The 12125-nt window shown below is 71.5% G+C and carries 11 protein-coding genes; 3 read left to right on the top strand and 8 right to left on the bottom strand.

The features are described 5' to 3' along the window. The first annotated feature begins 58 nt into the window (after positions 1–58). Together ACFY0F_RS21485 and ACFY0F_RS21480 are read left to right on the top strand one after the other, a co-directional pair. The gene (locus tag ACFY0F_RS21485; protein ID WP_388796460.1) at positions 59–1498 is read left to right on the top strand and encodes a gamma-aminobutyraldehyde dehydrogenase; all 1440 of its coding nucleotides are present in this window, start codon (positions 59–61) and stop codon (positions 1496–1498) included. 81 nt (positions 1499–1579) lie between these two features. Then, complete coding sequence (locus ACFY0F_RS21480; RefSeq protein ID WP_388796457.1) at positions 1580–2764, top strand: spermidine/putrescine ABC transporter substrate-binding protein; 1185 nt, start codon at positions 1580–1582, stop codon at positions 2762–2764. Between the two features lie 74 nt (positions 2765–2838). Here the strand turns inward: ACFY0F_RS21480 and ACFY0F_RS21475 are convergent, their stop codons facing one another. After that, complete coding sequence (locus ACFY0F_RS21475) at positions 2839–3963, bottom strand: hypothetical protein (RefSeq protein WP_388796454.1); 1125 nt, start codon at positions 3961–3963, stop codon at positions 2839–2841. Continuing rightward, positions 3960–4553 (bottom strand): RNA polymerase sigma factor, encoded by a 594-nt coding sequence (locus ACFY0F_RS21470; protein WP_388796451.1) that lies wholly within the window; start codon positions 4551–4553, stop codon positions 3960–3962. The genes ACFY0F_RS21475 and ACFY0F_RS21470 overlap by 4 nt, the downstream gene beginning before the upstream one ends. A gap of 230 nt (positions 4554–4783) precedes the next feature. Between ACFY0F_RS21470 and ACFY0F_RS21465 the strand changes: the two genes are divergently transcribed. Continuing rightward, positions 4784–4942 (top strand): hypothetical protein, encoded by a 159-nt coding sequence (locus ACFY0F_RS21465; protein ID WP_388796448.1) that lies wholly within the window; start codon positions 4784–4786, stop codon positions 4940–4942. Positions 4943–5014: 72 nt separating this feature from the next. Here the strand turns inward: ACFY0F_RS21465 and ACFY0F_RS21460 are convergent, their stop codons facing one another. The 6 genes from ACFY0F_RS21460 to ACFY0F_RS21435 are packed head-to-tail and all read right to left on the bottom strand — an operon-like array spanning position 5015 to position 12121. Continuing rightward, a complete protein-coding gene (locus ACFY0F_RS21460; RefSeq protein WP_388796445.1) occupies positions 5015–6484 on the bottom strand; it encodes an NADase-type glycan-binding domain-containing protein in 1470 nt (489 codons plus the stop codon). Next, positions 6481–7056, bottom strand: a complete 576-nt coding sequence (locus ACFY0F_RS21455; RefSeq protein WP_388796442.1) for a phage tail protein — start codon at positions 7054–7056, stop codon at positions 6481–6483. The genes ACFY0F_RS21460 and ACFY0F_RS21455 overlap by 4 nt, the downstream gene beginning before the upstream one ends. Continuing rightward, positions 7056–9017 carry a putative baseplate assembly protein gene (locus ACFY0F_RS21450; RefSeq protein ID WP_388796439.1) on the bottom strand — a complete coding sequence of 654 codons (1962 nt, stop codon included), beginning with the start codon at positions 9015–9017 and terminating at the stop codon, positions 7056–7058. Before ACFY0F_RS21450 ends, ACFY0F_RS21455 begins: the two co-directional genes overlap by 1 nt. After that, a complete protein-coding gene (locus ACFY0F_RS21445) occupies positions 9017–9451 on the bottom strand; it encodes a GPW/gp25 family protein (RefSeq protein ID WP_388796436.1) in 435 nt (144 codons plus the stop codon). Before ACFY0F_RS21445 ends, ACFY0F_RS21450 begins: the two co-directional genes overlap by 1 nt. A gap of 37 nt (positions 9452–9488) precedes the next feature. Beyond that, entirely contained in the window at positions 9489–11396 is a 1908-nt protein-coding gene (locus tag ACFY0F_RS21440) for a VgrG-related protein (RefSeq protein WP_388796433.1), read from the bottom strand. After that, positions 11396–12121 (bottom strand): LysM peptidoglycan-binding domain-containing protein, encoded by a 726-nt coding sequence (locus ACFY0F_RS21435; RefSeq protein ID WP_388796430.1) that lies wholly within the window; start codon positions 12119–12121, stop codon positions 11396–11398. Before ACFY0F_RS21435 ends, ACFY0F_RS21440 begins: the two co-directional genes overlap by 1 nt. Positions 12122–12125 lie beyond the last annotated feature (4 nt).

The following is a 12125-nucleotide window of genomic DNA, read 5'->3' as shown; positions in this document are numbered from 1 at the left end:
GCCGTCGGATTAGTGTGGGTGTCTCAGTCAATGGACACCCAACCTTGGAGGGCCGGCAGTGAGCACCGAGCTGCGTCGTCTGCGCAACTACATCGACGGTGAGTTCCGGGACGCCGCCGACGGACGGACCACCGAGGTGGTCAACCCGGCGACGGGCGAGGCGTACGCGACGGCGCCGCTGTCCGGGCAGGCCGACGTCGACGCCGCGATGGCGGCCGCCGCCGCGGCCTTCCCCGGCTGGCGGGACACGACCCCGGCCGAGCGGCAGAAGGCCCTTCTGAAGATCGCGGACGCGTTCGAGGAGCGCGCCGAGGAACTGATCGCGGCCGAGGTGGAGAACACGGGCAAGCCGGTCGGGCTGACCCGCTCCGAGGAGATCCCGCCGATGGTCGACCAGATCCGGTTCTTCGCGGGCGCGGCCCGGATGCTGGAGGGCCGCTCGGCCGGTGAGTACATGGAGGGGCTGACCTCGATCGTCCGCCGCGAGCCGGTCGGCGTCTGCGCCCAGGTCGCGCCGTGGAACTACCCGATGATGATGGCCGTGTGGAAGTTCGCCCCGGCGATCGCCGCGGGCAACACCGTCGTCCTGAAGCCGTCGGACACCACGCCGACCTCCACCGTCCTGATCGCCGACATCATCGGCTCGATCCTCCCCAAGGGCGTCTTCAACGTCATCACCGGCGACCGCGACACCGGCCGCCTGATGGTCGAGCACCCGACCCCCGCGATGGCCTCCATCACCGGCTCCGTCCGCGCGGGCATGTCGGTCGCCGAGTCCGCCTCCAAGGACCTCAAGCGCGTCCACCTGGAGCTGGGCGGCAAGGCCCCGGTCGTCGTCTTCGAGGACACCGACATCCCGAAGGCCGTCGAGGACATCTCGGTCGCGGGCTTCTTCAACGCCGGTCAGGACTGTACGGCCGCCACGCGCGTCCTGGTCCAGGAGTCCATCCACGACGAGTTCGTGGCCGCGCTCGCGAAGGCGGCGGCGGAGACGAAGACGGGGCAGCCGGACGACGAGGACGTCCTCTACGGCCCCCTGAACAACCCGAACCAGCTCAAGCAGGTCTCCGGCTTCATCGAGCGCCTCCCCGCCCACGCCAAGGTGGAGACCGGCGGCCACCAGGTCGGCGACAAGGGCTACTTCTACGCGCCGACCGTCGTCTCCGGCCTCAAGCAGGACGACGAGATCATCCAGAAGGAGGTCTTCGGCCCGGTCATCACCGTCCAGTCCTTCTCGGACGAGGAGCAGGCGGTGGAGTGGGCCAACGGCGTCGAGTACGCCCTCGCCTCCTCGGTGTGGACCAAGGACCACGGCCGCGCCATGCGGATGTCCAAGAAGCTCGACTTCGGCTGCGTGTGGATCAACACCCACATCCCGCTGGTCGCCGAGATGCCCCACGGCGGCTTCAAGAAGTCCGGCTACGGCAAGGACCTGTCGGCGTACGGCTTCGACGACTACACGCGGATCAAGCACGTGATGACGTCCCTGGACGCGTAGGCCTCCGGCGGTCCGGCAGGACGGTGCGGCCGCCCGGCACCGGGCGGATTGGCCGCACGCGGAACGGCACGGCATGCTGCCGTGGTGCCTGCTTCCCCTCTGCCCTCCCGCCGCTCCGTCCTGCACGCGCTCGGCGGCACCGCCGCGCTCGGCGCCCTCGCCGGGTGCGGGGTGCCCGCCGCGTACGTCGCGCCCGGGGACCGCGCCGCCCCCGACTCCTCCGCCACCGACAAACGGCTGACCTGGGCGAACTGGCCGCTGTACATCGACACCGACGACGACAACCCGGGCAGGCGGCCCACGCTGGAGGCGTTCGAGAAGCGCACCGGCATCTCCGTCGACTACGTCGAGGAGATCAACGACAACGACGAGTTCTTCGGCAAGATCAGCCCCGCGCTGATGAACCACCAGTCCACGGGCCGCGACCTCGTCGTCATCAGCGACTGGATGTGCGCGCGCTTCGTACGCCTGGGCTGGGTCCAGGAGATGGACCGCGCCGGCCAGCCGAACGTGGCCGGGCACCTCGACCCCCTCCTGCGCTCGCCCGCCTTCGACCCGGGACGGAAGTTCACCGTGCCGTGGCAGTCCGGCATCACCGGGATCGCGTACAACCGCCGCAAGCTGGGCCGCGAGATACGGCACGTGAAGGACTTCTGGGCGAGCGACCTCAAGGGCCGCGTGACCCTGCTCTCCGGCCTGGACGAGGCGTTCGCGCTGCTGATGCAGGGCAACGGGGTGGACGTCACCAAGTGGACCGCCGACGACTTCCACACCGTCTGCGACCAGGTCGAACGGGAGGTCCGCCGGGGCCAGATCCGCCGCTTCACCGGCAACGACTACACCAAGGACCTCGTCAGCGGCGACGTCCTCGCCTGCCAGGCGTACTCCGGCGACGTCATCCAACTGCAGGCGGACAACCCCGACATCCGCTTCGTCGTCCCCGAGGAGGGCGCCGAACTCTGGTCGGACTCCCTGATGATCCCCGACCGCGCCCACCACAAGGCCAACGCCGAGCGGCTCGTCGACTACTACTACGCCCCCGAGGTCGCCGCCGAACTCGCCGCCTGGGTCAACTACGTCTGCCCGGTCCCGGCCGCCAAGGAAGTCCTGGCCGCGTCCAAGGACAAGGACACGGCCGCCCTCGCCGACAACCCCCTGATCTTCCCCGACGCGACGATGCGCGAACGGCTCGCCATCGCGCGGGACATCACCTCCACGGAACGACTGGAGTTCGCGAAGCGGTGGAACCGGATCGTGGGGTTGTAGGCCCGCAGGGCTGCACTGCGCAACGAGTGGGGGGGAGCGGCGTTGCCGCTCCCCCCCCCGTGCCGCGACCGGTGTCAACGGCTGGGCAGGCCACTGGAACGCGGTGCTGGGGAATGGACCCGGCCGCGTGTGGGTCGGTCCGCGAAACAGGCCGGCCGGCAGGATCCCGGCCCGCGCACCATGGCTGGACGGGGTCCGGAGGTGTCGTCGCCGTCGTACAGCGCGTCGGCCACGACCTTGGTGTAGAAGCCCCCGTTCGCCTTGGCGGCGGGAATCGTGAGCGGATCGGCCCGCCAGCGTCCGTCCACCCATTGGAGGGGGAAGGTGTGGCGACGGGAGCCCCCCAGCCTGAGCAGTATCTCGACCGAGGTACGGTCACGGCTGACCTCACCGATCGACGAGGTGACCAGCAACACCGATCGGCGGGCGTCTCCGTGCGCCGCGAAGTTCCGCTGCATGTCGCTCACGCAGTCTTTGGAACCGGGATCGGCGAGCAGGCACCAGCTTGTGCCGGCACCCCGGTACTCGGCGATCTGGATCTGCAGAGCGGTCTCGTAGGCGCCGCCGGGCCCGGGACGTTCGAAGGCCGAGGAGTCGAGCTCGCCGTCCCGGACGCCGCCCGCAGCGAGACCGGGGGGGGAAGCCACAGCAGTTGGGGCCCGATGCGAACCGAAACCGTGGGAGAGCCCGAAGACGCTGAGGAAGGCGACCGCGACGGCCGTGAGGGACATCCAGTAGCGGCGTGTCCGCACGAGCGTTTCCGAGCCGCTCTGTTCCGCTTCGGTGTCGTCGAAGGACTCCTGGTCGATGACCCCCACATTCGACCGGGTCTCCTGGGAGGGAAGCGATCCCGCCGATGCCTGCCTCCCGCCGGCGACCGAGGCCCTCAGGGAAGACGCTGTCCGGGTGTCCACCTCCTCCGGTGCCGTCGGCTCCCCGGGGGGCAGCGTCGCCATGAGGTCCGCCACGAGAGCCACCTGGGAGCGCCTGCGTTCGAGTTCCTCCGGCCCCCAGGTCGCGGGCCCGGGCCCGAGTGCCGCCAGCAGTTGCCGGTCACGGCGCCGGCGGGCCGCGATCCGCTCGGCCGCGTAGATCTTCTCGGCCGCCCGCACCTCCCGTCCCATCCGGGAGAAACGCCACCGCCACGCCCTTGGGTCGAGCAGGATCCTCAGCGCCGACGTGATCCGGACGTTCATCATCGGACCCCCTTCGTGACCTTGTGGGTCAGGCTCTGCCGCAGTTCGCTGTCGCAGGCACGGTCGAACTCCTGCCGGGCCCGGTGCAGGCGCTGACGGATGGTGCCCGGCCTCTCTCGGAGCAGGGCAGCGATCTCCTTCGGGGTGTGGCCTGCGTATGTCATGATCAGCACCTCCTTGTGCTCGGGGGCCAGTCCGTCCATGACCTTCAGGGATCGCTCGACCAGATCGTCACTGACGGCCAGCTCTTCCGGAGCGGGTGCCGGGTCGGGCAGGTCCACGGAGAACCCCCGGCCGTCCGGTGACATCTGCTGGAGCGGAATCGTGTGAGGGCGAAACGTGCGCATGCGCGAGATGCGGGAATTCACGAGTGCGCGCCGGGCATAGGCGACCGCCGTGGACGGGTCGATGGTGTCCCAGCTGATCTTTATCCTGGCGAGAATCAAGTTCATCTCGCTCTCACCGTTGAACTCGACACCGTCGTAGGACAAGTAGCGCGCATATCGGTACAACTGTTCGGCGGAGGCGGTGAAGAAGTCGTCCCACGTCTCAAAAGGTTTGTCGCGCACTCTCTTACGGGGCGCTGGAGTCATGGGCGCGTTGCTCCTCGCTTCGTGAATTCCGTCTGACTCCACTCATGACGTCTTCGCCCCTGGAGGCGTCACCAAAGCCGCTCCTTCTCACCCATTCGGGCTAAGGGGCCGGTGGGGTGGGCAGCCCAGCCCTCGGTGACGCGATTCGGGCCTGCCTCGTCTACGAAATGGGGGACCACCGGACCGAGGACGGAAGGAAGTGCGGGACGATGGGAAGGTTCGGCCCAGTCGTGAAGAAGTGGCGAGAGAGGTGGCGTGAGTTGAAGGCCGCGATGGTCTGGGCTCTCCTGGCCGCCGTTGCCGTCGAGCCGCTCTGGCACGTACTGACGTACGTGCTGCACGGCATGGGGCTGCAGTGGCCGTGGGAGCTCTATCTGCCGCTGGACTGAGCGCACTTGGAACGGGCCCGGCCTACCGACGAACACGATGTCCGTGAGCCGGGCCCGTCGTCGTCGCGTGCGTCAGTTGCCGTGCGACGGGCCGAAGAACTCGATCTCCGCGATGGCCACCTGCTTGCTCGCGGAGGTCTGGTAGGCCGACTCCAGGGTGAAGCGGACCGCGGTGACCTCGCCGACGCGGAAGGGGCGGCGCTGGGCGCCCGCGCCCTGGTCGAGGGTGAGGTCCACGGTCCTGGTCTTGCCGGCGGCCGTGGTGACGCGGGCCTCGACGCGGTGCGGGAGCGCGGACTTGGAGAGCTGGTCGGCGTGGGTCGACGTCCCCGGTGTGATGATCACGTCGAGGAGCCGGGTGGGCTCGTCGAAGCGCGCCTCGATCCACTGGCCCTGGCCGGACTCGGACACCCCCGGCCCCCACCAGGTGTTGTTGAGCTTGTCGAAGGCCAACTCGGGCTTGTGGCCGGGGTAGGAACGGGACGCGGCGACCTTGTCCGGGGCGACCGGGGCGCGCTTGGCGAAGTGGTCGCGGGTCGCCTGGACGCCCGCCGGGATGTTGATGGCCAGCACGATCAGCAGGGCCAGTACGACCGCCGCCGCGAGCCAGCCCAGGACGCGGTCGAAGGTGCGGCGCAGGCGGGGGCGGTCGCCCGCCCACGGGGCCTCCCGGTCGCCGGAGCGCAGCAGCCGCCGCCACCAGGGCAGCCGGCCCGGTGTCTGTCCGTCCCCGGCCATGGGCATGGCGCACCGGGCGCAGTAGTGCCGCTCGGGCCGGTTGCGCGTGGCGCACCAGGGGCACGGGATCCCGCCGTCCGCGCCGAGTTCCTCCCCCGGGGCGCGGACGGCCTGCGGGCGCTGGGGAGCCGGACGGCCGGGCAGCACCGGGGCCACGGCGGGATCCGCCGCGGGGCGGGGCTCGGGGTCGGTGACGGGGACGAGGAGGCGGCGGGCGCGGTCCGTCATGCCCTCCGGGTCGGCGGCGGTCCGCGCCGCGGAAGCGTCGGGGGCGGGCCCTGCGGGGACCGGTTCGGTGGGGGCGGTCTCGTCCACTGCGGAGGTGTCGCCGGCGGTGGCTTGCGGCGCGCTCTCGCTCTCGTCGTGGCCGTCCGGGGCGGTGTCCGTCCCGCCGTTCGCGGTGGCCGAGCCCAGCAGGTCCCGTGGGCTGCGCGCCAGGCCGGTGCCGCCGTCCCGGCGGGAGAAGGCGTCCCAGCCGGGACCCGCGTCGGGGGCGGCCGGTTCGGCCGGGGACGACGCGGTGGGCCCGGAACCGCTCGCCGGGCCGTCCTCCCGGGCGTCCGCCGGATCGTCGCCGGAGACGGCCGGCGTGCCGGGCCGGGTGGCCACCGCGTTGCCGGAGTCGCCCGCCGCCGCGTCACCGGAGCGGGGTCCGGACCCGCCGGCCGACGCCGTCACGGCGCCGCTCGTCACCCGGGCGCCGGCCCGGTCCGTCCAGCCGAGCACCGCCCCGCAGGCGTCGCAGAACGACTGGCCCGGTTCCGCGCGGGTGCCGCATTCGGCGCAGTTCTGGGTTGTCGTCATCTCTCCGGGTTCCTCTCGGCGGGTGGGGCGGTGTCCGCGGCGGTCACCTGGACCGTGTACGGCATGTGGGCGGGGCGGGCGGCGGCCACCAGGGTGTCCAGCCGGTGGTGGTCCGCGGGGGTGGGGGCGGGCAGCCGCAGGTGGACGTGCAACCGGGGGCGGCGCTCGCCGGGGACCGGGCCGAGCGGGCGGGCGCTCCAGTCGGCGCCCCCGCTCTCGCTGATCTCCGGCTCCACGCCGAACGCCAGCCGCACCGCCTCGGCCAGCCCGCGCCGGGTGCCGCGGATACGGTGCAGATGCGCGGCGGCGGCCACGGCGGCCCGCAGCAGCGGTTCGGGTTCGGTGCCGTCGGTCTCCGCGCCCACCCAGCCGCCCAGCCAGCGGGCGAAGTCGAGCGGGGCGAGGGACGGCCGGAAGTAGGTGTCGAGGCAGTCCAGCACGCTGTGGATCGGCGCGATCACCTCGTCGAGCCCGGCGACGAACCGCTGCGCGAGGTCGTCATCGGCGAACACGGCGGGCAGCATCACACCGATCGGGGCGGAGGAGCCGAGACCGTCGATGGAACCTCTCATCAGGAGCCGTCCCCGATCACCCGGACGCGGTGGTCGAAGGAGAACACCAGCGACGGCGGCGACAGGTCGATGCGGTCCGTCGCGTCCCCGCGTTTGCCGGTCAGCGGGTCGGCGGGGTGCAGGACCACCTGGTCGACGAGTTCCACCCCGGGCACGCGCTGCAGCACCGCGAACACCTCGCCGGCCTGCACGGGCCGCCCGAACGGCCAGCCCTTCCCGTCCGCGCCTCCGGTGAGCGGATCGAGGTGCCGGTAGAGCGCGTCGTGGGCCTCCCGCCGCACCCGGTCGGTGTCGGTACCCCGGAAGGCGTGCACCGTGGCGACCACCGTCACGCCCTGGTAGTACGGCGGCCCCACCGCCAGCCGCGTCCCGATCAGCCGCCGCTCGTCCAGGTGCCGGGTGATCCGGTCCAACAGGGCGTCCCCGGGCACCAGTTGCTCGAAGCGCAGCCGGCCGCCCGGGTCCGCCACCGCCTGCGGCACGACCAGGACCCGTACCGCGTACGCCCCGTGCTCGCTCTCCTCGCCCTCCAGGCAGGTGATGCGCGCGGTCTCCGGGGCGGCGCGGCGGGCCAGTTCCTCGTAGTCGCGCAGGGTCACCGCCCGCTCCTGGGCGCGCAGGGTGATCGGCGCGCGGACCTTCGCCTCCTCCACCGTCTCCCCGTCGACCCCGCCGCGCGCGGCCTCACGGTTGACGACCTCGGAGACGTACGGGATGGAGGTGCGCAGGATCCGGACGGCGCCCCGTGCCACGTTGCCCGCGCGTCCGCCGCCGGTGCGGTAGCGGCGGGCGCGGACCGGGGCGCCCTTGGGGGCTACCGTGCCGTACTGGCGCAGGGAGCCGTCGGGTTCGCGCACGGCCGGGCCGAAGGCGATCTCGCCGGTCGTGGCGTCGAGGGTGATGTGCCGGTCGTACGGGCCGGAGGCCGCGAAGTTCGGCACCACCCGCCAGTCCACCCAGCCCTCGTGCTCGGCGGTCTGCAGCAGTACCGGCGGGTCGTCGCCGACCACCGGGGCGTGCGCCAGGCGCAGCCGCTGCCCGGGCAGCCCGGTGGACTCGCCGAGCGCCTCGTCGTAGACGGTCTCCGCGTGCACGGTGGAGGTGGTGCCACCGATCGTGAAGGCGTCGGCGGCCCGGACGGTGGGGGAGGTGGTGTAGAAGGGCTGGCCCGGGAGCGGGTCGGTGACCCGGCAGCGGATCCAGCCGGCCTCGTGGCCCGCGTTGCGCGACAGGACGTGCCCGCCGGGAACGTGCAGGACCACCTCGCCGGGGCGGTTGAGGCCGCCCGTGCCGTCCCGGTCGACCTCGCACGGTTGCCAGCCGTCGGCGGTCCACGCCTCCCACACCAGCGGCGGCTGCCGCGGGTCCACGCCGACACCGTCCACCCGGCTGTCCAGGTCGAGGGCGAGCGCGCAGTGCGGTACGGCCGCGGTCAGGCCGAGCAGCATGCAGTCACCGGGGTCGGGGGACTCCGAGAAGCACAGCAGGTCCTTGTCGTCCTCGGTCAGCTCGTGCGTCCGTTCCACCGCGGCCTCGCCCTGATGCTGCACCAGCAGATGCCGCAACTCGCAGGGCACCATGGTCAGTTCCCGCTCGGTGGCGAAGACGACCGCCTCCTCCGTCTCGGTGCGCATGGTGGCGACCTCGGTGCCGACCGGCACCGCGACCGGCTCCTCCTGCGGCGCCGACAGCCAGAACGTCACGTCCGTGCGGGCGGCGGACGGCGGGAACAGGGTGATGCCCACCAGGTCCAGGAACGCCAGGTGGTTCTTCTCCGGCACCCGGTTGAGCCGGTAGACGATCTGGTCGGCCATGTGCGCGACCGTCTCGACGAGGGTGACGCCGGGGTCGGACACGTTGTGGTCGGTCCACTCCGGGGCACGCTGCTGGATGTAGCGCTTGGCGTCGTCGACGAACTGCTGGAAGCGGCGGTCGTCGAGGTTGGGGGAGGGCAGGGCCATCAGCGGTCGCTTTCCGGAGCCGGGGAGGTGCCGTCCGGCTCGTCGTGGGACGGAATGACGTAGAACGGGAAGACCAGACTGCGCGGGTTGTTGGTGCCGCGGATCGAGTAGCGGACGTCGATGTAGAGCACGCTCTGGTCGGTGCCGGCCGAGACCTCCACGTCTTCGACCTCGATGCGCGGCTCCCAGCGGTCCAGGCTGGCGTACACCTCGTGCTGGATACGGCCCGCGGTCTGCTCGTTGACCGGCGCGAACACCAGGTCGTGGATCGCGCAGCCGAAGTCCGGCCGCATCGGACGCTCGCCCGGCGCGGTGGACAGCACCAGCCGGATCGCCTCCTCGATCTCCCGCTCCCCGCTGACCAGGGCGATCCCGCCGGTCGGCCCGATGCGCAGCGGGAACGACCAGCCGGAGCCGACGAACTGTTCGGCCATCAGAACCACACCCCGCCTTCCGGGGCCACGGAGACGGTCACGGGATCACCATCGGCACGGGGATGGTGGTGACCCCGAACGTCGGGGACGCCACGAAGAAGTTCGTCCCCTTGACGGTCGTGTTGACGGCAGCCGTGATCTGCACGGTGGCCAGGGCGCTGAGATTCGCGGCGCCCACGGCGCTCAGGTTCAGGGCACCCTCCGTGTTCACCCCCACCTCACCCGCGGCCTGCACGTTGACCGTGGCGCCGCCCTCGATGCTGAGCGGGCCGCCGCTTTTGATGGTGAGTCTGCGCCGCGCGCTCAGCGTGAGATCCGTGCCGGCCTCGACCGACACCGACCGGCTGCCCTTGATCCTGACGTCGCCCTTGCTGTCCACGACGATCTCGGTCTTCGTCCGGTCCAGGAAGACGGTGAGCTGCTTGTCGCCGGACACCAGCCGCACGCCCTGCTTGCGCCCGCCGGTCTGCTGGCTGAGCAGGTCCATGCGGTTGCCGTCCCGGTCGGAGACCGTGTGCCGGCTCGCCTTCTTGCGTACGGTGTCGTGCAGCGGCACGTCACTGACGACGGTCGGTCTGTCCTTCCCGTTGTACAGCCCGCCGATCACGAACGGATGGTCGAGGGCACCCCGGTCGAACGCCACCAGCACCTCGTCGTTGACGTCCATCGGGAACACCCCGCCGCCACCGAGGCCGCCCAGCTGCACGGTCCGCGTCCAGTCGCTGACGTAGGTGTCGTCCAGCCACGGAAACTGCAACCGGACCCGGCCCTGCTTGAGCGGGTCGTTCACGTCGGTGACCAGGGCGTTGGCTACGCTGGGCAGCCGGGGCGCGGTGTCCGTTCCGCCGGAACTGAGCCCGTACAGCGAGCGCCACTGCCGGCCGCTGACCGTCACCCACGCCTCGTAGTGCTTGCCGTCGCCGAAGACGTGCCGTACGGAGGTGACGGTGTACTTGCCCTCGAACGGCTTGCCCACGTCCGCGAGCGCCACCGGGACACCCGGCCGCAGCTTGGGGTTTCCGCGCGCGACGACCTCCAGCTCGGCGAAGGAGGAGGTCACGTCGTCGGCGAGGGCGTCGGCGGCGAACTTCACCTCGTTCTGCTTGTCGTAGGGCGTGCCCGTGTCGACCAGCTTGGCCGCCTTGAACTTCCCCGCCGCGGCGCCCGGCGTGGTCCCGATGCCGATGCCCGGGTTGGAGGCGGCGGGCGCGGTGGCGGTGAGCTTCTTCTTCGTCGTCACGTCCCACCCGCGCGACTCGACCTTGGCGACCTGGTCGGCGGCCGTGACCGCGGCCCGCAGCCGCAGGATGTCGTGCCCGGCCTGGAGCACGAACGGGCTCTTGTCGCCGTCGGTGCTCGGCGAGGGCGCGCCGGAGGCCGACTTGGGCTTCACGAACTGGAACTTGCCGTCCGCGTCCACCGACATCACCATCTCGTTCTCGTCGGCGAGCCGCGCGAGGAAGTCCCAGTCGGTGACGTTGGACTGGCTGATGAACTCGTACACCGTCCTCGTCGACTCGATCCGCCCGACCGGCACCCCGTCCTGGGCGGCCAGCTTCCGGGCGATGTCGGAGGCGCTCTGGTTGCGGTAGGCGGCCACCCGGCGCTGGCGCAGCAGGCGGTGCCCGAGGTCGTAGCCGCGTACGACGGTGAAGGTGCCGGTGCCGTCGTAGTCGGCCTCCAGGGCGGTGACCTCGCCGGTCAGCAGCGGATCGGAGGCCCCCTGCCCGTCGGCCACCGGGGCCAGGACCACCGGGGTGCCGAAGGTGATGCCCAGTTTGCCGAGGATCAGCCGGTAGGGGTCACGGAAGGTCAGCCGGAACGCGGCCGGCACGCCGACGCCCTGGTCGACGTAACTGTCGACGAGGGCACGGGCGAACTCGGGCGGCAGCTTGGCGCCGCCGATCCGTACGTCGATGACGTTGGAGAACGCGGATCGCACCATCAGGCACGCACCTCCTCGGCGGCGGGCAGCACGAGTTCCGTGCCGGTCGGCAGGTGCCCGGGATCGTCGATGCCGTTGGCCTCGGCGATGGCCCGCCAGGCTGCCGCGTCCCCGTACTCCCGCCAGGCCAGCGACTGCAACGAGTCGCCCGCCACGACCCGGTGCACGCGCTGCGCGGTGAGCGCGCCCGAGGTCGGGTTCTGCCCCTTCGTCCGGCTCGGGATCTCCTGCAGTTGCAGCCGGCAGGTGGCCCGGATGGGCACGCCGGTCGTCCCGAACAGGGTGTACGTGGCCTCCACGGAGCTGACGTAGGCCGTGAACCGGGCGGTGGAGAAGGACCCCCACTGGAGCACCACCCAGGGCGGTGAAGGCTGTTTGGCGGCGATGCTCTTCGTCGTCACCTCGCAGCAGTCGAGCAGCGACTCGACCTTCTTCAGCACGGTGTTGCTGGTCGGCTCGTCGGAGGAGTCGAGGAAGATCTCCACGCTCATCTCCCGGGGCCGGGACCCCATGAACTCCGGCAGGGAGCCGTCCCGTTCGATCTGCGCGGGGGTGGTCTTCCACTCGGCGTGCCGGGTCAGCGACAACTGCGCCGGGTTGAAGTCGAAGCCGAACGTCCTGATGATCCCGCCGGGTGTCGTGCTGCCCCCGACGGGGGGCTCGTGGATCGCGAGCGTCGCGCGTACGAGGCTCTTGCCGGCGCCGCCCTTGCTGCCCTTGGCCATGCTG

The organism is Streptomyces sp. NPDC001544 (assembly GCF_042894285.1).
Classification (GTDB): Bacteria; Actinomycetota; Actinomycetes; order Streptomycetales; family Streptomycetaceae; genus Streptomyces.
This window is presented reverse-complemented; position numbering and strand designations above follow the sequence as displayed.